Origin of the sequence: Paenibacillus hebaui, from assembly GCF_051934385.1 — a bacterium.
Lineage (GTDB): Bacteria > Bacillota > Bacilli > Paenibacillales > Paenibacillaceae > Paenibacillus.
Genome location: NZ_CP196836.1, coordinates 1,094,576 through 1,116,872, shown reverse-complemented (window position 1 = coordinate 1,116,872; position 22,297 = coordinate 1,094,576). Strand labels below are relative to the sequence as shown.

Below are 22,297 nucleotides of genomic sequence, written 5' to 3'. Positions count from 1 at the left end.
TATAATCTTAGCCCTTATATTGGGAGGATGTAATTCTATGCCGAATCAAGACAAAATTATTGAAGAAGCAACTCAGGTGGGACATCAATACTTTATTGATCACTATAATACTGAAGTGGAATTCACTGATCATAAATTTATGCCAAAAGATCTTAGTCACAATATCAGTTTGAGTGGACATGTTAAAAATAATAAAGAAACTGAAATCACCATCCTTATTGATTATGACACGTTTGAAGTTCAAACAGCCGTTGTACCGAAAGAGTTACTTGACAAAAAAATCAAGTAAGTTCAAACAAGGAGTAGTAGATATGCTCAGTAATAAATTTCGTACACCTCTAACCCTATTAATAATGATTAGTTTAAGTATCACTGTATTTTGCGGTTGCATGTCCAACGAGCAAAAAGAAATTGCACAAAAAGCCGAGATCGCAAGCCTAGCTTATTTTAAAGAAACCTATGGAATTGATGTTGAGTTTACAGGCCACAAGTTCATTCCATCTGACTTGTCTCATACGGTGTCACTGACAGGGTACGTAAAAGGAAATAAGACCCAAGAAATATTCTCAATGGTGGATTATGATACTTATGAAGTCAAAACAGGCTCAGTGCCCGAAGACATCAAACCTCTTAAGTAGTTTATAAGAAATTTAACTTTTAAAACTTTAGGGCCTTGTACAGATACATGGCTCTTTCATATGTAATAATAGGGATTTCATAGCCTAATCTTATCCTCTTTTTCCCAAAGAAGTAGAATCATTATAGTTCATCTTCTGAAAATCGTGTATACGACATAACATAAATGAGTAAAAAGTCTTTATAGATCTCAGATAGCAAACCTAATACATCATAAACTATAGGACGTTGTTACCAGAATAATTGCAGCAATTTGCATAAATATGTGGGATTAAATTATGGTTTATAATTTTGTCAGGCAGCGACGCATCCCTATAAACCTTTACACTCGTCACTGCCTCTAAACTCATAATGCTAATTCTCCTCACCCGCACTTAATTACATGAAATACGTAGATCCTCCCTGATTCACCGATTGGAATACAAGCAGCAAACAGAGTAATATACTGTACGCCACTACGGTTACCGCTTCGGCTTTCCCCCTTTATCCCTCCTCGCTTCAGCTTCATTCCACCCACAACGATACCCAGATGAACAGGCTAAATAACATGACTGGCACAAGTGCACCTGTAGCTAAGATGATCCATAATGTCGCGGGCTTTATTCTTTGACAGTATGCATCGACCTTACGCATCCGATCTTTGCGCCACTTGGCGAACCTGAGCTGCCTGATCATCCGATTGAGAACTATTTGCCGTTGCTCGCCCTCTTCGAATTCTTCGATCGCACTTCGCAACTCCTCGTATAATTGAGCCTCTTCCTGCCCAGCTACTATGGGTGTATTCATCTGTCCTTCCTCCCATGAGATCATTATTGAAACACAGCCTCTGACCTATTCAAACCATCATCAATACGCCTGTATTCTAATCACTACCTAACCAATTAAGCCACTCCACTACTTAAATAACACATTACGGACCTTCAAGGTTTGAAGTTTTATCGAAAATGAACAACCCAAAAAGCCCGGGCATGACCCGGACTTCGTTGAATCATGCTAGAACTATAGATCTGACTGCGTTTAGCCCGCGTTAGTGATCAACGCATTCAGACATACCGCACCCTGTGCGCGCACATTAACAACAATAATCGGCGTTTCCAGCATGTCATGCATCCAGGACATATACTCTTCTACTTTTTCGTTCGGAAGGATCGTCAGAATAACCCCTGCGAATCCACCACCATGAATACGACAAGCGCCATCACCCAGGTTTTGCAGATAATTCTCGGTCAGTGCCAGCGTGATGCCAATTTCTTGTTCCTTCACAGCACCACTCTGATATACATTCTGCAACCACTTCCATGACGAGTTACCAGACGCCGTAATCAGGCTCAGGAAATCAGCAAAACGGCCATCCCGCAACGCCTGAACCTGACCATCTACCCGATTGTTTTCCTCCAGGAAATGAAGCGCACGCAGCACGGCACGATCTCCAGCAGCTTCCCGAACCTTCTTGAGGTTGGCATAGATTGCGTCAGCTGTAATTTCCCGAACATACTCGCTGCCCAGTGCCTGAGCAACCGCTCTCATCTCATATGGCACAGCAGCGTAATCTTCCGTCAGATCAGCGTGGTTACCGCCCGTGTTCACAATGACCAATGAGTAGCCGTTTTGTTGGAAATCCCATTGAACAGGTTCAATGACAGGCTGTGCAGGATTCTCAAAATCAATAGCAATGAGTCCGCCATACGCACAAGCCATCTGATCCAGCAGACCGGAAGGTTTGTTCCAATAGTGATTCTCCGCATACTGACCGATTTTGGCCAAGGTTACAACATCCAGTGTTCCATCATTATAGAAATGATTCAAAATCGTACAGATCAGCATCTCAAATGACGCCGAGGAACTGAGTCCTGATGCCGAGAATACGTTACTGGAGATGTACGCTTTGAAGCCGCCAACCTGGTGTCCAAACTCTCCGAATCCCGCAGCCATACCGCGAATCAATGCTGTTGTGCCATCGTCTTCTGTATTTGGCGTGAGATCTGTGAGATCGATTACATATTTCTTGTCGTAGCCTTCCGAATAAAAAGTAATAACCGATTCTGCCGTTGGCGCAGCCACCGCAAGTGTATCCAGCGTAATGCTGCCCGCCAGCACTTTACCATGGTTATGATCCGTATGATTACCGCCAATCTCGCTGCGTCCTGATGCGCTGAACACCTTGCTTCCTTCTTGCGCGCCAAAGTACTCTTCAAACGTTGCGTTCAGCTTTGTATAACGTGCAGTCTGTTCCTCTACTTGTGATTGTCCATACATTTGGGCAAGTAACGCTTGGCCCTCCGTGGATTGGATCAGATTCAATGGTTGTGTCGTCATTAATAATCCTCCTATGGATATGCAGCTTTTTATTTTTTGGATGTTGGTGAACATGGTTGTCGCGTCTGTTTCATACCTTATTCCTCTCCCATTATCTCAGCTTCGTAGCGGAAAAGGTAGGGTAGAATTGAAAGTTTGTAAGCGTTTTGTGAAGTTATTTGTTGTAAAAATAGGATTGAAAACCATTTTGCAATAACTTAAATTTGGTTTAAGTGAAACACATTATTTTCCAACCATAATATGGCTATGCTTAACATCTTATTGATGGAGGGAGCGATGAAAATCAAGTCAAACTATACCAAGCTATTCGGTGCATTTTCGCTTACATTTTTGGGTGATGGACTTACGCTGGCTGCGGTTCCTTGGCTCATATCAACACTTACAAGCGACACACTGTATGCCTCTGTCACCATGACGGCACTTCGTTTACCCTGGCTTCTCTTCAGTCTACCCGTGGGTGTCCTCATTGACCGATACTCACGCAAACATATGCTGATTGGGGCAGGCTTTACGCGAATGATACTACTGCTTGCTCTGACGTTATGTATCTTGGGAGGATGGGTGAGCATTCCGCTCCTGGCTCTGTTCATGTTTGGGATTGGCCTTAGCCGAGTCGTATTCGACAGTACGGTGCAGACGGTCATCCCTCAACTGGTAGATGAGAGTAAATTAGAAAAAGCCAATGGGCAATTCACCGCGGGACAGTTAATCACAAGTGATATTCTGGGCGTTGCCCTGGGAGGGTTTATCATAACCCTGCATATTGTATTTCCTTTTGCCATAGACGCCGTAACGGCTGTTATTGCTCTGCTTTTTTTGATCAGTTTGAGGGGAAAATTCTATCCAGGGGATACGGAAGCAACCAAGAAGGAAGCTCGCCCAATGAAAAATTGGAAACGGGATATGGTCCGGCATTCAATATGTCTATCATGATCGCTTTCTCCGTGGACTAGCGATTCTGTCCGTCACCATTACGCTAATGTATTCTGTCATTTTGGCTACTCAAATCTTTTTTGTACGAGACGTCCTTCAGTTGGATGCGTTTGCATTCGGTATATTAATTTCTATCGCAACGATCGGCAGCATCGTGGGGAGCCAGGCTGTTGTTTACATGCGCAACAAGTGGACAACGAAACAGTTAATCATCTCATCCATTTTGTGTATGGGCATCGTCTACGGCGTGGTAGGTCTAACCACGAATGCATATCTGGTAGGCGGACTGTACTTCTGTGCTGTATTTTTCATTATTGTCTACAATGTTACACGTTCTTCAATTCTCCAACGTTCCGTTCCTAATGAGATGCTTGGCAGGGTTGGAAGCGTGTTTCGCTTTTTGTCCTTTGGCATTAGTGCCATTGGTACGCTTCTCGGCGGATTATTGGTACGGGTTAGTGAAACCACATTTGATCGTGTATTTTCGCTACAACTTCCTTATCTCTTGCTAAGCCTGATCTATATCATTTCGTGTCTGATATTCGCATTGAAAATGCAGAATCATTCGGAGCAACAGCATAACACTCACCAATTATAGTATTCATATATTAATAACCTGGGAGATCTTTAAAGCTTCCGGGTTATTTTTTTGGTAATCGGATATTCCATAATCCAAGCAATGTACATACAGCTCTTGACTGTTACGTTGGGTCATACTTGATAATAATCTCAAGCTTACATGAAGGAGAGATTATTGATGAAAATTACCGCGTTACGCTCAGATAAAATCTATGAAGAGATCATTCAAGCGGCACCCAATGACAAAGTAGAGCTGTATCGTGAGCACATGATGCGCCCTTTTATGAACAAATGGAACATTCAACAGATTCCTTTTCAATCCAGTGAGCCCCACGGCTTCGATGTGATCATGATGAATAATTTTATGAATATCGCTCCCGCAGATATAACGCCTAAGATTAACGAATCGTTAGCAGCGATTTCGTCTGAAGCATTTTGGCAACAGTGTCAGGATGCCGTTACTACAAGTCTAACCACCTTTCTCGAAAATGGAGTTGAACTCCCGGTATCCGAGTATCTTTATACGATTTTATTAGGAGATCAGAACAGTCCCTCGCTCCAGATGAATGAAGGCATTTGTGGAGATGGCGGAATTCCTGGCTATATTATTGCCAACCTGATTCCGGGTGCGTATACTTTACCCCGTATGCCATCCGTGTTAGCCCATGAATGCAATCATAATGTGAGATATCAATTTATTCAGTGGGATCACCACCAGATCTCGCTCGGGGAAATGATCGTTAGTGAGGGACTGGCAGAGAACTTCGCTACATCCCTGTATGGAGAACAGTTATTAGGACCCTGGGTCGCCAAAACAAATATGGAAACATTGAATACCGTAATCAAGCCCAGAATAAAAGATCAGCTGCATGTCACAGGGTTTGAACAAATCACCCCATATCTCTATGGTGATGAACTTACAGTCATGCAAAATCTGCCCCCTGTAGGTATGCCCTATGCGGCTGGCTATGCCTGCGGATATCACTTGATCCAATATTATTTGCACAAAACAGGTCAATCTATTACCGAAGCAACCATTACTCCAGCAAGTGCCATATTTGCGGAAACAAAGGACTTTTGGCATGAAGACACGCTATTTCACCGTTAAAGACATTATGCAGATTACCGGCGTAACCAAACGCGCATTACATTATTATGATAAAACCGATCTATTAAAACCGAGCAAAGTCGAGGACAATGGCTATCGGTTATATGATCAGGAAGCACTGGGGAATCTGCAAACGATTCTTCTGTTCAAAGAAATGAATTTTGCATTAAAAGACATCGCAGACATGATGCAGCTCTCCAAAAAAGAACAAAAAGAACTTCTGAGAGCGCACCGAAGCACACTTGTTGAACGAAAACAAAAGCTAGAAACCATTATTCATCATTTGGATGAATATGTGGATGGGACGGATATCGTTCATCTCGATATGTTCAGCGACTCCCCCATTCTATCTATTCAAGAGCAATATGAATCTGAGGCGAAATTTGTCTATGGGGATACGGAAAAGTATCGAGAATTCGAAACCAATATGAACCAACTTTCTATGGAAGAGCAACAAAAAACTTACCAGCAGTTCTCGGTAAACATGGAGAAGGTGTTTCGTGAATTGGCGAAGCATCATGATCAGTCTCCTGCATCAAGCGAGGTTCAGGCGTTAGTGCGTGAATGGAAGAGGTGTCTGGAACAATTCATGGTCTGTGACGCCGAGATTCTGGCCTGTATTGCAGAAGTCTATACGACCGATCGTCGCTATGTCGATTATTTTGATCAGTTTGGCGATGGGGACTTTTTGAAGTTTTTGTATAAAGCCATTATGGTTTTGGTGAAGGTTGAAAAGGTATAGGACTAGGGTTGTGTGGGTGGGAAATTACGCTAAAGAACACAAAAACAAAAAAAACGTACCTCCATCACCCAACGTTATGGAAGGTACGTTTTTTCGGTTGTTCACACGTTCATATGAATTACTTATTCTTTCGTTTAAACTTACGAGCATTTACACTTACCCTATAACCTTATCCTTCTGTTTCTCTGTTCGTTGCCGCTGCACCTCATCCAGATATTGCGTGAATCGGGATTCACCAGAGTAGCTCAGGAACAGCCATTCCAAGGCTCGTGTCATACCGATATAGAAACGGGACACCTCCCGTTCATCCACTTCATCTGTTTTGCCCACCTTGCGTGGCATCGTTTCAATGGCAATGATAAACACAGCCCTGAAATCAAGCCCTTTGGCGCTATCAATGGTTAACATTTTAATGCTTTCCTCTTCACGATCAAAACTTTTCTTACTCTGTTCATCTCTGGTCACCCAATTATACGGAAGACTGTTATCGTTTAGAGCTTGCTGTATCTCACCAATAATGTTAATTCCTTGATGTTCCTGTACCCTATAAAGGATTGCAATATCCTTCAGGGCAAACGATTTTTCCCGGCGCAGATAATCAATCGACTTGGCTACAAACGCCATCTCCGCCTGCGTGCTTTGGCTTTGGTAGATTACAGGCTCTGGTCCTTTGCGTTTTGTGAACTGAGGCGGTATAATCTCGATTCCGTCTGCCGCAGTGCTGATGACTTTTTGCTGTAACCGGGAGTGCTCCTTGTAGAAATCCCACGCAAATTGCACGATCTGTGCCGTGTTCCTATAGTTGATCGTTAGTATTTTGGAGCGCCCCCGGAAATCCAATCCCGTATCTTGAGCTAAACTGTTTTTTCGTTTGAAAATGGTTTGCGCCCGATCCTCCACAAGCAAGAGCGATTGCGTCTCCTCATTGAGACAAGCACTCACCAGCTTCAACCAATCCGGTTCGAAATCCTGACCCTCGTCAATCAATATTGCATCATACTTCGGTAACTCTTGTATGCCCTGTTCCACCTTCTCCAGCAAAGCTGGCAACTTCTTGTCCATGATCCGAAACTGCTTTCCAAGCCACGAATGGAACGTACTCACCTGAATATTGGATGCAAGCGAAGAAAACCCATCATTATTTACAAAATCAAATAAATCCTCAGGCTCTGCCATCTTCTGCACAATGGCCTGTCTCAAGTATTGGGACAAGGTTGATCCATAACAAAGTACAAGAATGTCCCAGTCTGGATCGGCCTTCGCCAGCATCCGCGCCCGACTGACAAGCACCAGCGTTTTACCACTACCCGCGACACCGCGGATTAATCGGTGCCTGTCACCAACCTGCTTCGCCATCTTTTCCTGATGCAGATCCATCGTCTTGATATTGTGCAAGGATAACAGTAACTGATCCTGATGAGGCACAATTTCTTTACGTTCCGCACTAATCCGCACTTCGGGGAACAGATGATACCGGATCGCCTGCACATCCTCATCGGTCAAGATGTATCGATTCCGAGTGGGTACCGTAAACATGTGCAGAAGCTTCTCAATCAGGATTTCCTCCGAGAAATCTTCATCCTCCGGATCGACCTCTTCTCTGGTCAGCACAAACACCGGATCTATGACACTGTATAAATCCATATGTAGAAAGTCCTTTTGCTTCAGGCGGCTGAAAACAACACCATACCCATAATTGAATTTCAAATATCCTGGCGTTCCTTCTTTAATCAAATTCTTATCCTTCTTTAATTGACCCGTTATGAGGAATGCGTTATCTCTCGCTTGCTTTAGTGGACTTCGTTCAGTAGTCGTCTCACCTGCCGTAGTGTGTAAAGTCCATTCATCCCGATTTACCTGATGCAGCGTGCCTTTGGTATAATCCTTCACTTCTAGTACAAGCAACCCTAAATCTGGCCCGATAATGACAAAATCCGGTCGTCTTCCACGAATCTCAGGTTCATAGTACACAATGTAGTCTTCCGGGAGATGTTTCTTAAGAGTTTCAAATAATAACCGTTCACCAGCCATCGCTTTTTCGGGATAACCTCTGGTACTGTATTTGCCATGCAAATCGCTCCTAAATTCTAGTTGAATATATAGTAGTTTCTTACTTCGCCACTTGATTTCGTTGCAGTTTAGATTCTAATCCACATTAGTTTCCGGCACGATCCACCTCTTCCATACGATAGGTATATCTTGCTAAATCCACTTGTTGATGCTCAAATTCAGCGATCCTTCTTGTCATTACAGTCAGAAAATGATCCATTCTGCTTCTCATTTCTTCTGACGCTTGACCTTTCCAGTCTCCTATACTTTCCCCAATAGATTGGACATGGGCCTTGTTTGCTTTTAATAGATTCATCAAATGAGTCATTTCTTTCTCTGCTTGCATCAGATCATGCAGTTCGACCAAAATTCTTCCAGACACCTCTAACCCTCCTTGTTATCCCTCGTCAGCGATCCTGAAATCTTCTGCCTTTTTGTTGATATACTCTGCAATAAGATGCGCTTCCTCTTCATACCAGCGGCTAAATTGATGCAAGTCATGTGTCAGTCGCTCCACGATCGGTTCCAATGATCGACTTCGACTCGTTTCAACCAATCGTAAGATGGAATTCATCGCTGTAGGTAAACTTGCCTGAAATTCCTGCACATAATGTTCCATCTTCTGCCCTGCGGCCTTCAAATCCTCAACAGAAAGCTGTATGGTAACACCACTCGCTGCTGCTGCATATTGTCCATATGCCCCCAACTTCGATCCATATTGTTGTAAAAGTTGCTCAAATGCTTTTTTCATGTTGTCTTGGGCTACCAAAGATTTTAAATAAGCATCAAAACGTAGATTCCCGTTTACAGGTTGTCCATTAGTAGTTGTGAATAACTTATTTGTTATAAATCCATGTTCATCAAACTGAAAATAGTTTAGATCATGTGTTTTCTGGTTACCAAATGAGTTCATAAATTTGCTTATGGGATCTTGATTCAGAAAGGGAACACTTATGGGCAAATAAACCACCTTATTTTCTGTTAGACCCAAAAAACTTTTAAAAACATTATACTTACTGTCCTTGTCAGGAATAGATATTCGTACATAAAATCTACTATTAGCTTCCTGATATGTATTGTTAATAAAGAGTCCTGTTCCTACTGTTTTGCGCGCACTCATAATACCAGAGCTAACAATGTCACCAGGATGTGATATGGAATAGATCTTATCTTTATAATCACCGTTATCAATGCGCTTAATGATGTCATCGGATAACACTGGCAATATATTCGCCGGATCATAGGTTACCGCTGATAGATCATTACGCACCGCTACATACTCGGCTAACCCACCGCCCAATGAATGTCCCGTTGTCGTTATATCTGCTGTAGGGTACTCCTTCTTAACCGTTCTATAAAGTTCCTCTGCCTGATAAAATTGTGTATCCTTATACCCCTCATTGATCACGTTTTGGTCATACTTGCTAGGGAGTCGTTCTACTCCACTCTGATGTTGATTGTATGTATTCTCCAGTTGCTTGGCTCTTCCCAAGACAACGTCCAGTACATCCGTTTCCAGATCGGGAAGTTTCTCCTGAATAGGACGACCTCCGGGCTCTGTACCTCTATAACCAATGATGATTTGATTCGTATTTTCATTATGGAATACTTCAGCGTCAAATCCGGTCTTACTGTCATGTAAAGTGGTATGTGGTTTGACAATTTTCCAGTTGGGAATTTCGTCATATTTCTGTCCTGCTTCTATCTCCGAGTTATATACTGTTTTAGATATGTAATGGTATGTTTCTTCAGTTATATAGCCATTCATTACTATTCTCCTTTCTTTAGGATTATAGTATACTATGTTGCATACTTTTTTCCAAGAAAGGAGGTTTATTCATTTTGTTAAAAATTATTCGCACAATCACACTATTCATAATAGCGATATCTATTCTCACAGGCTGTGGTGGCCTTTCTAAAGCCGATGAACAAGATTATTATGAGAAAGCCATCCCCATTGGACAAGAATATTTCAAGAAGTATTATGATACTGATGTTGAGTTTAATCGTTACGAAGTTCATGTACCCATGTCATCTACAATTGTATTATATGGTCATGTTAAAGATGACCCATATACCTCTCTCTCTTTGTCTTTATCCCTGCCCTCTCTCGAAGTTGATTCAGCTGGAGGACCTGCAGAATTTATGGACAAACGAAAGAGTGAGGATGAGGTTAACTCTCAATGAAGCTCACAACTCAAATCCTTCTACAGATCAGGAGGATTCGCTTACTTAAATTATTTCATTCAGCATTCTTAATTTTAACCCTTGTACTTATTTCAACTGGCTGTGGAGGACTATCTCAAAAAGAGGAACAAGCGTATTTTGAAAAAGCAATTCCTATTGGACAAAAGTACTTCCACGAACATTATGATGCAGATGTCGTATTTACGGAATATGATATTAACTTACCTAATTCTTCTACCATGTTTCTTTATGGTTATATTAAGAATGATCAAACAATCAAGATATCTCTATCATTAGACATACCATCTATGGAGGTGCGCTCCGGCAAAGGTCCCGAGGATTTCATAAAAAAACGAAAGAGTGAGGATGAGGTTAATTCCCAATGAAGTTTCCAATTCAAACCATCCGCAGAACAGGATGATTTTCTTTCTTAAATTAATTCATTCAGCAGTTTTAATTTTAATCCTTATATTTATTACAACTGGCTGTGGAGGATTATCTCAAAAAGAGGAACAAGCGTATTTTGAAAAGGCGATTCCGATTGGGCAAGAATACTTCAAAAAATATTACGATGTGGAAGTGGAATTTACGGAGTTTTACATCAATATTCCCATGTCTTCAACCATGGTGCTAAAAGGGTATCTTAAAGATGATCGCTATACTCATGTTTCACTCTCGTTCTATTTCCCTTCCCTAGAGGTTACATCTGCAAGCGGACCAGGAGATTTTATTCAGAAACGAAAGAGCTTGGAAGAAATTAAACCCTAGTAAAATTGCATGTTCCACCCTACATATGAAAGACAAAAAAAGCTGCCTGAATTCAGACCAACCTGAATGCAAAAGCAGCTTTTCTTGTATTATTCTACTGTCCCCGCTCAAAATACACATGCAACCGATACAGACAGATCTCCTTCGTCCAGCGATACAACACCGTCCGTTCTTCCATATCCTGCACCTGCACATCCAGAGAGAACACCCCATCCTCGAAACGGGTCATACTACCCTTCGCGCCGCTCCACTTGGACATCGGCATTTCAGAAATCAGCTTCACTATTTCAGTTGCCGTCTTCTCGTTCCATTCCCAGAGCGCTAGCTTGTACTTGTCTGAAAAGTCTTTCCGTTTCCGGTATTCCTTCTCGGTCAGATACGTATGGAAAAACCTTGCCATCTCACCCGGCGTGATCGGGTCCATCCAGTGCGCTTCGCCTCGCTCCAGCATGTACAGCAGCACGATCATCTTGTAGCTTTTGTTCATGAGCGTCTTCTCCACATCACGCAACCACACCTCCTGCCGGACGTACACCTCTCCCTCATCCGGGGACAGCAGACCCGCCCAATACAGAAACCCAACATACGAACCAAATTCACTCCGATACCCGATACTCTTCGAACGTCCCATCAGATGCAGCTCCAGATAAGTCGGAATACGCCCCAGCTCTCGCTTCACATTCAGAAAATCCTGATGCAGCTTCTCGCGGCGTGGCAGCCGTTTGCGGCTTAGCTCTTGGAGTAGATTAACCACCCGGGTCTCCAGATGAATTCCACAATTGGCTGGAACTTCAGGCACACCCGAATCCATCGCTTTCCCGCTTCGTTCCTCGTCTCCACGCACATCCAACAGACTCAGCTTCACATCCGCATTGCGGTAGTTCCCGATCAGGTCGATGATGACACAATGCGATTTGCCTTCCGCTAACCTTAGACCACGCCCTACCTGCTGGGTGAACACCGTAAGCGACTCCGTTGGACGCACAAAAAGCAACGTGTCCACACGCGGTATATCCGTTCCTTCATTGAACAGATCCACCGTCAGCACAACCTCCAGCTCACCCGCATCAAGCTGTCGGATCGCTTCCTCCCGCGACATCTCCGATGTGCGCGAATGCAGACTGAGCACCTTCACGCCCTGACTGCGGAAATAGGCAGCTAAATAGTCCGCCTGGCGGATCGATGAGCAAAAGCCAATCGTTCTCGTCTGCTTGTGCCGCACCCAGGCCGCAAAGATCGTCTCCACATGCTCCTCTTGCAACTGAACGGCCATGAGCTGTTCTTCATCATACTTTGTCCCGATCCAGCGGATCTGCGAATAGTCCGTATCATCGAATACTCCGTAATATTGAAATGGCGCCAGCCAACCTCGCCGGATCGCTTCAATAAAATGCATCTGGTACGCTACATTCCCATCACAGAGCGCATACACATCCTTGCCATCCAGTCGATCCGGGGTAGCGGTGATACCCAGCAGAAACTTCGGCTGAAAATGCTCAATCACCAACATGTACGTCTTCGCCGCCGCATGATGGAACTCATCCACCACGATCAGATCAAAGGCATCCACCGCAAACCCATCCCGGTGCTTCTGCATACTCAACGTAAAGATCGAAGCATAGACACAATCCGCCGCTCCATCTTTATACTGTCCGTTATAGATCCCATGACTGCGCTCAGGCATGATCCGCTGAAAAGACTTCTTCGCCTGGAACAAAATCTCTTCCCGGTGAGCCACAAACAATACTCGCTGGAACCGCTGGGCGAAGAAACCCGCCAGATACGTTTTGCCTAGCCCAGTTGCCATGACGACCATTGCCTTGTCGTACTGCTCCTCCATCGTGCCATGGAGTGCTTCGAGCGCATCCAACTGCGCCAAACGTGGCTGGATCGGGGCAAGCGACAGCTCGGCGGTTTCTTCTTCTTTGTCCTCAGGTAGACCTGTGCCAAACTCCGCTTCTTCCATCTCCGTGATGCGCTGGATCATCTCCGGATTCTTCTGGTGATACTTTCGGTACTCTTCCTCATACAGTTCAATCGAATCCGGGTTCACCGGCAAAGTTGTCTCGTGGTAGAAACTCTGCATGAACTTGTCCAAAGCTGACTGGAACGTATACGGCTCCGCCTCCGCATTCATCGCCAGATTCCATTCATACCCCGTCTTCAGAGCCGTGAACGAAAAGTTAGACGAACCGACGATCAGCAGTCCTTCTCCGTTGTCATGATCGAACAGATACGCTTTCGGGTGAAAAGAAGTGCCCATACTTCGCCACAAACGTGTCTCAATTCGTGGATCAACCTCACACAGTGCCCGTAAGCCCTCCGGCTGTGTGATATACAGATAGTCTCCCGCAAGCATCCGTACTTCTGCACCACGCTCCGCCGCCCGCTTTAAGTGCGGGGCCAGCAGTCTCACCCCGGACTGCATAATAAAGGACGTCATAATATAAATCCCGGACGCATGATGCATCCGGGTGATCAGTTCATCTGCAAGGTTATCTGTAATGAGTTTAACGTTAAGCTTCGTCGACATCGATCAGATACACCCGCTCCTGGAATCCACCACGCGCCTCCGCTTTGTCCGCCCGCAGCTTGTCCAGCTGGGCCGCATTCGCACCGTGCACCTCCGCCAGCGCCCGGATCACCTCCAGCATGTCAGCCAGTTCTTCCAGCGCTTCCTGATCACTTCCTGCACTCATGTATTCTTCAGACTCTTCGCTCAGCTTTGTTCTTAATTCTTGTTTATATTCCTCCGGGTCCAGAATGCGCGTCCGGCATTCCTTACCGCTTGATGTGATAATATGCGGAATCTTGTCCCGCACCAATTTGTTGTATGTAGGCATGTGGTATAACATCCTTTCTACTGTGAGAGCCTTCGAGCCTCGCGCCAGAATCTCCCTTTTTGCCATTATACCATTTGCCATAGGGAGGGATGGGTTGATTTTGTAAAGTAGTAGATTGGATTGAGGAGATAAAAATAACCTTGACTACTCGTATTCGAGTTGAAATGGGCTTTGATTATACGTAATGTCTAATTTCACAGTATCCAACTATGGATCAGAAGGGTTCTACCCCAATAGTTTTGCAACGATAGAGTTCGTATCCATTGTGTCTTTATCAATTTCCACCAAGCAAGTGTCTTCGTCTATAGCTGGTTCAAAACCAATTCTAACTTTCTCTATTTCGTACTTCTTCATCATATCAAGGATAAACTCTACCATCTTTTGAGCTTGTAACGCTGTCTCTGATTTTCCTCCGGTGTATAACTCTCTCTCAGGAAAATTCATAACGATATCTCCAGATTCTTCATCGAAAGAAAACACAATCAGTGCATCGCTAATGGTATAACCCAGATTAAGCTCAGACAATAATAGATTTCCTGTTCCTTTGGGAGAAAGAATAGCTTTGACGCTCTCTATTTGCTGAAATTCAATATCGCTTTTATTATGGTTATCATAAAAGTGAGAACTTTTGATCTGATCCACCTGAATGTTCAATTCATTCTTAATGAATTGATCCAGATTATTTTTGTTAAAATCAATTAAAATGATTTCTAAACTCTCCATAGTACAACCCCTCTAACATCAGGTAATTCTTCATATCACATTAATTCGGTATTGTAGGTGGATATAGTTGTTTATATTCCAAGTCAAACCATTGCTCAATATGGTTACATAACAATGGAATGTCTTGAAGCGCTTGCTCACAGATTTCTTTATATGAATCTTGAAGCACTTCCTCAAGTTCCAAATTCACCTGATATGCGTCAGTTTGTTTCGCATAATATACTTCCGCAGGCTCAATAACATAATTTTGATTTTTGGTTAAAGGACTTACATAGATCGTCCACTCAAGGTTACCCTTAAAGTGCTGAATACAATGCTTTAATTGCGTGTAAAGCTGATCAGCGTTATGGAATCTAAAATAAAAACCTGCAGGTTTCTCATAGATCCGATTCGGATTATACATCTCTGTTCTATTCCATTCATACGAACCTAATTTGGCCAAGGTATACGCCATAAGTTCCGGCATAAGCACCTCTTCTTTACTTTTCATGTAAATACTCTTTGACACCATCCCACCCACTTGAGAGTCCGTTTATTCTTTGTTGAAAACTATGTTTTCCTGATTACTTTCAATGATCTTATTCTTGCATACCTGCCAGCACATTTTTATTCTCCATCATGATTAACAATAAAAAAAATTCCTGTTACATCTGAAAAAGTAACCATCTCAGAAAGTTGTTTCTTCTTAAAAACAAAGATGATATTCTCTAAGGTCTGCCCCATATCCACTCACCATATCTGTTATGATGCAAAGTAATTACTTGCAATCTCGGTTAATTCATCATTTCCAAGCTCGACGTTGGTCAAGTAGTATATAAAGAATTCATTGATATGTTCTTCTTGAAACAAACTCAAATATTGAAATGCAGCCAATAACATGTCGTCCTGTGAATAACGATTTTCTTCCAGCCTCGTTTTGGCAACCTGGATCATGTCGTTCGTAAACGTGTCACACTTCGTCCTGATTAACGTATTTAAGACAAAGAAAATCTCTTCCTCGTTGTTACTCTCCAGAATATCTTTGATTTCGGTATCCTCTAACTCTTCAAGATATAATCTAGCCTTAGCTTGATTAAACGCCCGTAGAGCCTTGGGTTCATCATTGTAAAACTCTTCCCAAAATGTCATGTGAGCGATCTCTCTTGGCAACCTGGCTGATGATTGATTAGGCTTATCTAAGATAGTCCAGTCACCATTTAACTTATCTGAAACTACATTAAATAGTGACGAATCATAAGGAACAACCCGCATAGCATCATTTTCAATACTGTAATACGTATCTCCTGAAGAAGTAAACTTTATTTCAAATACGATATATTTTTGATCAAATGATAAATTGGTTTGTAATGCTAATGTATCTTTAAGCTGAACTCTCATCATCTCACTCCAATTATGTTAAAGTCACCATCTATATCTATGATCCAAATCAAATCATCTTCGTCTGCCCTAAGCTTCTTGGGCTTGGATACTTTCAACTGAAGGGATGGGATGATTTTGTAAAGTAGTTGATTGGATTGAGGAGATAAAAATAGCCCATGACTACTCGTATTCGAGTTGAAATAGGCTGTCAATCTTATTATTAATCCTCCATTGATTGGATCGCATATTCTATGTCTTGCTCCATATCCAGATCAGGATACTTCTTTTGCAATTGAAGAAGACAATCTATAAATGCTCGACTTTGGAATTCAGAAGATAGATCTTCAAATATCTCACTGAGCCAATATAAATCTTCTTCTCCGCATTGATTTAGAAATGATATGGCACTCTGCTCATTCTCTTTTAGAATGTCTACCATCTCATTCCATATCGTTTGAATAGCTGGATCGTCGGGGTGTAAATCTTTTCTCTTCTTTATTAATGAGATAACTTTTTCACTGTAGTCTACCATGGTTTGCTCTCCTCACGGTTGTCTTGAGTTATCTGGAGTAATCGTTCCGATCTGTCCATCGTTCTTGATCACTCCTACTCTAACGTTATTATAGTTTCCAAACATCCATTCACCGTCACCCTTAACTCTATTCTCAGGCAGATTTGCTACATGCTCACCTGACTTTTTTATATCTTCCGATGTCCACTCCTTAGGGAACCATGCTTGGCCCTCTCCACTTCGCTTTGCTTTGTTTTTGTGGTTTGGTATATTACCAACTCGCACACCATTTGGATATTCTTTAGTAATGTTGAATGGAATTTTATTTTTATTTAAGTAATTGATATTATCTTGACCATGACCGCCATTGATCAGTCTGTTTTTAGAATTAAAATCTCCAACTGAAACATGGTGAATTCTTTCATTACTCACTGAAAATCTTGCACCAATCATACCTTTTGGAAATCCTAATCCTTCTTTCGGAACCTTATAACCCCTATTATACGTTCCAGTAAAAGCCAATACGAGCTTAGCAGTCTGTAAACCCCCTATAGAAACTGCTGCTTGCCATGCAGGTATGGATTCTCCAGTTACGGGATGATGACCTTCCTTAAATGCGCTGATCTGTTCATCATATATATCCCCACCACTAAACTCCGGTTGCTTCGGTCCAGCTCTCATTTCTTCATAGGTGCCGCCATTTTCCCAATACTTAACAAACTCTTTTTGCCCTGGCATTCCATCCTCTGCTTCACTGGCAGGCATGTTAACTCCAAACAAAGGATTATATACCATTCGTCTTTGTTCTTCTGTGTTACCTATATTATGGTTCATCATTGTATGGGCAGCAATCTGTCCAACAACGGCTCCCAAGCTCACCTGTTCCTGATCCGCTTGTTTGAATCTCTCGGCAATCGCGAACAGATCTTGGGAAGACTTCACCATTCTTTCCAGTGCTCGATCCAGTACAGAATGTGACTGCTGAAAATCATAGAAAAACCGTTCCTGTGTTGCTCCCGCCCACTGAGACTGGATGAATCCGATCCGTGCAGTCAGGTCATTACGTATTCCTTCCAACTGCTGCCTGCCCTGCTCGATTTGCCTAGATACATGCAGCAGTTGCTCCGGTGTCACTTTAATTGTACTCATATCATTCCCCGTCGTTTGAAATAGGATTTCACCATGTTAGCAGAAGCTTGGTGTACACGCATCCTTCCAAACTCCTGATTTTCCCTTTATTAAATTAACTATATTCATATCAAACGCACTCCCCAAGTCTCAAATGCCGTGAAAAGAACTATCCGATTGAAGGTACGCGCACCTAAAGGGAATGAGATCATTCCCCTATCCGTGTCAGTTCCATATACGCATTCATCATGCTTTTCCCGATTAAGATCAAGGTAACTTAGGGGAATCATTCATCAAACATTCGGATAACTCATCCAATATTTCTTCTGTTCGTTGAAGAAGCTTTTCTATGTTGCTTAGCTCAAGTGGTTGATAATGTGGGTAATCCTCTAAGGATGACAGATGTTGCATCGTGCCGATGAACAAAGCAATATCCAATCCGGGTTCAGTGTCAGTATGGACTAAAGGCAAAATTTCGTTCATGGTGAGATCCTTGGGTGGGTGCACTGAACGATACTTATGGATATAAAGCGCCTTGATCATGGAAGCCGAGCCCAATCGCAGAGAATCAGACAAGCTTTGAACTGATTGTGATTACACATGATGGTAGCGAGCTTGATGTGATACTGAGCATGTCGGTGATAGTCCATTATTGTAGTACGTAGCATGTGGTAAGCCGGAGTATGTGGTGACTTGGGTTGTATGGAGCTATCATGGTCTTGCAAACGTGAGATAAAATCCAAATGGTGAACACAATGTGCTTCGGTAATTGACCAATTTCTTGCCATTGTCATCCCTCCAAAGAGTTAATACCAGTATTATACAATAAAATGATACCTATAGTAATCAAATATAATATTTGTATTATTCGCTTGGTGTTTACCTTGAGGAAACTTGTCTACACTTTTGAACATAGAGAGGTGAATACCATGAACGAGGACAGAGAAGTTTTGAAGCTGGTCGGAGCCAGAATTCGCGCACTACGCAAAGAAAGAGGGTATTCACAAGAATCCCTCGGAGAAAAAGGCGGATTTCATTTTTCATACATAGGACAGATCGAACGTGGTGAAAAGAATGTTTCTTTGGTGAATTTGGCGAAAATAGCTGAGTCACTTGAAGTGAACTTAATACAGCTGTTCGCTTATATCGATGAGGACTTTCACTTCACAGAGTCAGAAGAAATAATTCAAGAAATTGTAGCCATGTTGAGAGACGCCTCCCCAGAGAGTATTCATCTAACCAAAAATGTGATACGTGAGATATTAAAAGGATCTTAAACATGTAAAAAAACAAAGGCAAGGCGGCATATTAGCTGCTTTGCCTTTGTTTTTCCCGTCATTCTGGTCTACTTACTCAGATAGCTTTCGTTTTTCGGCAATTCGGGAAATTGCTACATCCCCAAAATTCCGCTCCAGCTTTATTCTTGCGTTTAACCATTGTAGCACCACAACTACATTTGATATTAGATAATGTTTTAGATGAAGCTTGCTCCTTCTTGATCGGTGCAATTTTTGCTTTTCTATTGGAAGGCGTCCATTTTCCCCAACTTCGTAGCTTGCTGTCTACTAAACCACCGTGCCAGTAATCCACTTTAAATTGATCAGCTTCATTTCTTGCTGGACCTGTAAGATCAGATGTAGTTACGATTAAAGATAAAATACAGTCATGATTCCTTTTCGCACCTACTAGTTCACGAACAGTCATTACTTGCACCTTGTTATGATCAGCATAACATTTTGCTTGGACCGCTGTTTTTTCACCACGCTTATCCGTGATAACCAGGTCTACTCCACCATCTTTACCCCCAACGCCAACTTCTTTTACGGTATAACCGTTGTCTCTAAAATAGAGTGTAAGTAAGCGCTCGAATTCTGCTCCCGTCATTTTATCTAATGGTAATGTTAAAATTACTTCGTCAGATCTGCACGTAGAGGAAGCACGATTAAATCCAGTATTCACTGGCTTTTTTGTGGTTCTCTTCTTGCTTGTACTGAAACTTCTTCGTTTTTTCTTTTTAGAAGGTTGTAATAGTCCAGCAATAACTGATAATGTAACAACACCAATAACAAGCCATATAATTTCATTCATTCACTTAATCTCCTTAGATAGCTTTCATACTTTTAGCAATACGTAGTATAGTTTTATCGTTTTGATCAAAAAAGTCTTTAGATACTTTAACGTAATAGTGGTACTCTATTTTATCATCAGACATCCAAGATAATTCAAGCACAACCATACCATCCTCATAACCAACCCACATATCTGCCTTTACTCCACTATCGAGTTTTAAACTTTGATATTTCATCGATTCTGATACTGAATCTTCTATACCTTCGAAAACGTGACTGCCATATGCGCGAATATCAATATCTGGGTTTCCCACATATAGCTGCTTTCCATCTCCATTATCAGATTCCTCTCCTGCTGTCCAATCACTAGGATAACTAATACTGAAGCCGAATCTGCTGTTATGATATGTGTTCCACTCCACATCCCTTTTCTCATTTTCAACATTCATATATGTACTTGACTCAGTTGTTATAGTATTTTCTTTGTTATTCACATCGGTAATAGAATCACAGCCTGTAATAACAATTATCAACATTATGATTAGTAAATACTTCATCGTATAATTCTCCTATCCAATTTGCTGTAAAGCAGTATTTTCATTTCACTAGAATTAAGGAAGTCTAATGAAAAAGCGTTTTCCGAAACCCAATATAGAAGTTTTTTCTGTTCCAAGCTCCATTTTAAAAATAGAAACAAATACTAGATCTTGTTGTGTAGTAACTCCATTAATAACTGGACTCCCAAACAAATTAATTCCTGCATTCACCCATTCATTACTTGACTCTTCTATTGAAGAGTTTACAACCCATTTCACAAAGTCATCCTTGCTTGGATTTGTCACGGCAAGCAACACCAATATAAATCCAATTATGATCCAAAATTTATAATTCCCACCTTTATTACTTGAGCTATACACTTCTTCACTTCTCATGTCTTTCCCCCTCCTTACTTATCTCTATTCCTACATATTACCATTACTGATTTGCATTTTAAATCGGTAATGGTACTTCTCACACCAGATTTACCGTTTCCTCACTTATCAAACAATACACTTATTCGCCACCGCCACCATCTTCGCGGGCATTTCTTCACGCAGTCGCCATATAAAACTCATCGGTTTGTTCCCTTCATGACTCACATAATCCGCTTCGCCCAGGAAGACAAATGGAGATGTATAGTTATGTTCCTCCTTGTACTCCCTCACAAACAGTGCGATCCGGTTGCCCGTCTCCCGCTGATGAATATAACGCTGTGCAGTAGCCGTATGCTCCGACACCCGGCTCTGAGTCTGCCAGTGGAATAGACGCTCGTTGATCGCATAATCCTCATACAGCGTAGATGGTGAGAAATCTTTGTCCGACTTGTTCAATGTAATGAAGAAGATATCGGTCTGTTCGTCTGCAAAATACTTCACGCCTTCACGGAAGGCGGGAGATTGCTCAGCGTTCCAGTAGCCGAAGGCGGCGAGCACTTGGTCGATAGAGTACATACAGTGGATATCCAGTGGACAAGTGTACGGGAACGAATTGCTTTTATCCACAAATCGCAGATGAGCCAGATTATATTTAAAAATATCCACAAGCTCTGCCCGGAACGCCTCGCAGGACAGGACACGCTGCACACCCTCTTCGACGCTGCTCAATCCTAGCTTCTCGGGTGTAGCCCGGTGGAACGTATAGTAAAACATGATCAACATGCGCCGTTCATCGGAGGTCGCGGGTTCTTTGCCTTTTTCAATATAGTCGATCAGGAACGTCAGCCAGCTTCGGGAGTTGATCGTCAGCACAGACGGTAGTCTGCGGATATACTCCTCCTGCTCGCCCTGGATGGGTGCGGTGAGTCCGGCTTCGGCCAGCAGGCCGCGGAAATACCTTTTTCCCGTGCGTCCACCATACAATTCAACCAGTGTCATCCCGTGATGTTCCACAAAATGAGCCAAGGTCTGCGGCAGTCCGGTGTCTTGCTGGAACGTTTGCAGCTTCTGGATCAACGCTCTGCGATTTCGGCTCATCTGTTTCAAGTTACGCATAACGTAGTCCTTCGCCTGTTTCTCCAATTGAATGAATGTGCCGCGAGGCAGATATGAGAAGCCGTTCTCGAGGTAGTGCGAGATGAATGTTTGGTAGTGCCGATCAGGGCGCGGAATTTATCCTGAAAGTTGTACTCCTGATGCGCTTGTCCGATGGGATCAAGCATGTTAAGGCATTCTTTGCCCTTTGTTCCTAGAACCTAGGACTTATAACAATGTTCAGGCAAATGCAGAAAGTCATGCAACAAATACACAGATGGGGCCGTTTAGATTTACAAGTGTATCTTATAAAAATTCAAGTGGAGTTTGGACTGTA

General features: G+C 42.5%; 25 protein-coding genes and 2 pseudogenes. 10 read left to right on the top strand and 17 right to left on the bottom strand.

What is annotated here, in order from left to right:
* Positions 1-37: 37 nt before the first annotated feature.
* A complete protein-coding gene (locus tag ACR32F_RS04960) occupies positions 38-289 on the top strand; it encodes a hypothetical protein (RefSeq protein ID WP_440116718.1) in 252 nt (83 codons plus the stop codon).
* Positions 290-311: 22 nt separating this feature from the next.
* Positions 312-638 carry a hypothetical protein gene (locus tag ACR32F_RS04955; RefSeq protein WP_440116716.1) on the top strand — a complete coding sequence of 109 codons (327 nt, stop codon included), beginning with the start codon at positions 312-314 and terminating at the stop codon, positions 636-638.
* Between the two features lie 502 nt (positions 639-1,140).
* On the opposite strand, the gene ACR32F_RS04950 is transcribed toward ACR32F_RS04955, so the two are convergent.
* Entirely contained in the window at positions 1,141-1,422 is a 282-nt protein-coding gene (locus ACR32F_RS04950; protein ID WP_440116714.1) for a hypothetical protein, read from the bottom strand.
* Positions 1,423-1,653: 231 nt separating this feature from the next.
* Positions 1,654-2,952, bottom strand: a complete 1,299-nt coding sequence (locus ACR32F_RS04945; protein ID WP_440116712.1) for a galactokinase — start codon at positions 2,950-2,952, stop codon at positions 1,654-1,656.
* A gap of 276 nt (positions 2,953-3,228) precedes the next feature.
* Between ACR32F_RS04945 and ACR32F_RS04940 the strand changes: the two genes are divergently transcribed.
* From ACR32F_RS04940 to ACR32F_RS04925, 4 genes are all read left to right on the top strand, one after another.
* Positions 3,229-3,885, top strand: coding sequence for an MFS transporter (locus tag ACR32F_RS04940; RefSeq protein ID WP_440116710.1), 657 nt, complete (start codon positions 3,229-3,231; stop codon positions 3,883-3,885).
* Complete coding sequence (locus ACR32F_RS04935) at positions 3,842-4,483, top strand: MFS transporter (RefSeq protein ID WP_440119687.1); 642 nt, start codon at positions 3,842-3,844, stop codon at positions 4,481-4,483. The genes ACR32F_RS04940 and ACR32F_RS04935 overlap by 44 nt, the downstream gene beginning before the upstream one ends.
* A gap of 159 nt (positions 4,484-4,642) precedes the next feature.
* The gene (locus tag ACR32F_RS04930) at positions 4,643-5,572 is read left to right on the top strand and encodes a DUF2268 domain-containing protein (RefSeq protein ID WP_440116708.1); all 930 of its coding nucleotides are present in this window, start codon (positions 4,643-4,645) and stop codon (positions 5,570-5,572) included.
* Entirely contained in the window at positions 5,547-6,314 is a 768-nt protein-coding gene (locus tag ACR32F_RS04925) for a MerR family transcriptional regulator (RefSeq protein ID WP_440116706.1), read from the top strand. The genes ACR32F_RS04930 and ACR32F_RS04925 overlap by 26 nt, the downstream gene beginning before the upstream one ends.
* Positions 6,315-6,470: 156 nt before the next feature.
* Here ACR32F_RS04925 and ACR32F_RS04920 read toward each other — a convergent pair.
* The 3 genes and pseudogenes from ACR32F_RS04920 to ACR32F_RS04910 all read right to left on the bottom strand — a co-directional run bounded on the left by ACR32F_RS04920 (position 6,471) and on the right by ACR32F_RS04910 (position 10,131).
* Positions 6,471-8,383: pseudogene (locus ACR32F_RS04920) on the bottom strand (3'-5' exonuclease).
* A gap of 86 nt (positions 8,384-8,469) precedes the next feature.
* Positions 8,470-8,745 carry a hypothetical protein gene (locus ACR32F_RS04915; RefSeq protein WP_440116704.1) on the bottom strand — a complete coding sequence of 92 codons (276 nt, stop codon included), beginning with the start codon at positions 8,743-8,745 and terminating at the stop codon, positions 8,470-8,472.
* 15 nt (positions 8,746-8,760) lie between these two features.
* Positions 8,761-10,131 (bottom strand): lipase family protein, encoded by a 1,371-nt coding sequence (locus ACR32F_RS04910; protein WP_440116702.1) that lies wholly within the window; start codon positions 10,129-10,131, stop codon positions 8,761-8,763.
* A gap of 74 nt (positions 10,132-10,205) precedes the next feature.
* On the opposite strand from ACR32F_RS04910, the gene ACR32F_RS04905 reads away from it, so the two are divergent.
* From ACR32F_RS04905 to ACR32F_RS04895, 3 genes are read left to right on the top strand one after another with little or no spacing between them, the layout of a single operon-like run.
* A complete protein-coding gene (locus tag ACR32F_RS04905; protein ID WP_440116700.1) occupies positions 10,206-10,550 on the top strand; it encodes a hypothetical protein in 345 nt (114 codons plus the stop codon).
* Complete coding sequence (locus ACR32F_RS04900) at positions 10,547-10,936, top strand: hypothetical protein (RefSeq protein ID WP_440116698.1); 390 nt, start codon at positions 10,547-10,549, stop codon at positions 10,934-10,936. Before ACR32F_RS04905 ends, ACR32F_RS04900 begins: the two co-directional genes overlap by 4 nt.
* On the top strand, positions 10,917-11,318 hold the full coding sequence (locus ACR32F_RS04895; RefSeq protein ID WP_440116696.1) for a hypothetical protein: 402 nt from the start codon (positions 10,917-10,919) through the stop codon (positions 11,316-11,318). The genes ACR32F_RS04900 and ACR32F_RS04895 overlap by 20 nt, the downstream gene beginning before the upstream one ends.
* Positions 11,319-11,412: 94 nt before the next feature.
* Here the strand turns inward: ACR32F_RS04895 and ACR32F_RS04890 are convergent, their stop codons facing one another.
* From ACR32F_RS04890 to ACR32F_RS04855, 8 genes are all read right to left on the bottom strand, one after another.
* Positions 11,413-13,851 carry a DEAD/DEAH box helicase family protein gene (locus ACR32F_RS04890; RefSeq protein WP_440116694.1) on the bottom strand — a complete coding sequence of 813 codons (2,439 nt, stop codon included), beginning with the start codon at positions 13,849-13,851 and terminating at the stop codon, positions 11,413-11,415.
* Positions 13,835-14,161 carry a nucleoside triphosphate pyrophosphohydrolase gene (locus ACR32F_RS04885; protein WP_293200237.1) on the bottom strand — a complete coding sequence of 109 codons (327 nt, stop codon included), beginning with the start codon at positions 14,159-14,161 and terminating at the stop codon, positions 13,835-13,837. The genes ACR32F_RS04890 and ACR32F_RS04885 overlap by 17 nt, the downstream gene beginning before the upstream one ends.
* A gap of 225 nt (positions 14,162-14,386) precedes the next feature.
* Positions 14,387-14,884 (bottom strand): hypothetical protein, encoded by a 498-nt coding sequence (locus tag ACR32F_RS04880; RefSeq protein ID WP_440116692.1) that lies wholly within the window; start codon positions 14,882-14,884, stop codon positions 14,387-14,389.
* Positions 14,885-14,924: 40 nt separating this feature from the next.
* Positions 14,925-15,374, bottom strand: a complete 450-nt coding sequence (locus ACR32F_RS04875) for a hypothetical protein (RefSeq protein WP_440116690.1) — start codon at positions 15,372-15,374, stop codon at positions 14,925-14,927.
* Between the two features lie 251 nt (positions 15,375-15,625).
* A complete protein-coding gene (locus ACR32F_RS04870; RefSeq protein WP_440116688.1) occupies positions 15,626-16,264 on the bottom strand; it encodes a hypothetical protein in 639 nt (212 codons plus the stop codon).
* A gap of 199 nt (positions 16,265-16,463) precedes the next feature.
* Entirely contained in the window at positions 16,464-16,775 is a 312-nt protein-coding gene (locus tag ACR32F_RS04865) for a hypothetical protein (protein ID WP_440116686.1), read from the bottom strand.
* 12 nt (positions 16,776-16,787) lie between these two features.
* Positions 16,788-17,903, bottom strand: coding sequence for a WXG100 family type VII secretion target (locus tag ACR32F_RS04860; RefSeq protein WP_440116684.1), 1,116 nt, complete (start codon positions 17,901-17,903; stop codon positions 16,788-16,790).
* Between the two features lie 246 nt (positions 17,904-18,149).
* A complete protein-coding gene (locus ACR32F_RS04855; RefSeq protein ID WP_440116682.1) occupies positions 18,150-18,365 on the bottom strand; it encodes a hypothetical protein in 216 nt (71 codons plus the stop codon).
* 446 nt (positions 18,366-18,811) lie between these two features.
* Between ACR32F_RS04855 and ACR32F_RS04850 the strand changes: the two genes are divergently transcribed.
* The gene (locus ACR32F_RS04850) at positions 18,812-19,159 is read left to right on the top strand and encodes a helix-turn-helix domain-containing protein (RefSeq protein WP_440116680.1); all 348 of its coding nucleotides are present in this window, start codon (positions 18,812-18,814) and stop codon (positions 19,157-19,159) included.
* A gap of 76 nt (positions 19,160-19,235) precedes the next feature.
* Here the strand turns inward: ACR32F_RS04850 and ACR32F_RS04845 are convergent, their stop codons facing one another.
* The 4 genes and pseudogenes from ACR32F_RS04845 to ACR32F_RS04830 all read right to left on the bottom strand — a co-directional run.
* A complete protein-coding gene (locus ACR32F_RS04845) occupies positions 19,236-19,970 on the bottom strand; it encodes a restriction endonuclease (RefSeq protein WP_440116678.1) in 735 nt (244 codons plus the stop codon).
* A gap of 13 nt (positions 19,971-19,983) precedes the next feature.
* Positions 19,984-20,508, bottom strand: coding sequence for a PsbP-related protein (locus ACR32F_RS04840; protein WP_440116676.1), 525 nt, complete (start codon positions 20,506-20,508; stop codon positions 19,984-19,986).
* A gap of 54 nt (positions 20,509-20,562) precedes the next feature.
* A complete protein-coding gene (locus tag ACR32F_RS04835; RefSeq protein WP_440116674.1) occupies positions 20,563-20,883 on the bottom strand; it encodes a hypothetical protein in 321 nt (106 codons plus the stop codon).
* A gap of 108 nt (positions 20,884-20,991) precedes the next feature.
* Positions 20,992-22,166 (bottom strand): annotated as a pseudogene (locus ACR32F_RS04830) (DUF3427 domain-containing protein); the annotation flags it as partial.
* Between the last annotated feature and the right edge of the window lie 131 nt (positions 22,167-22,297).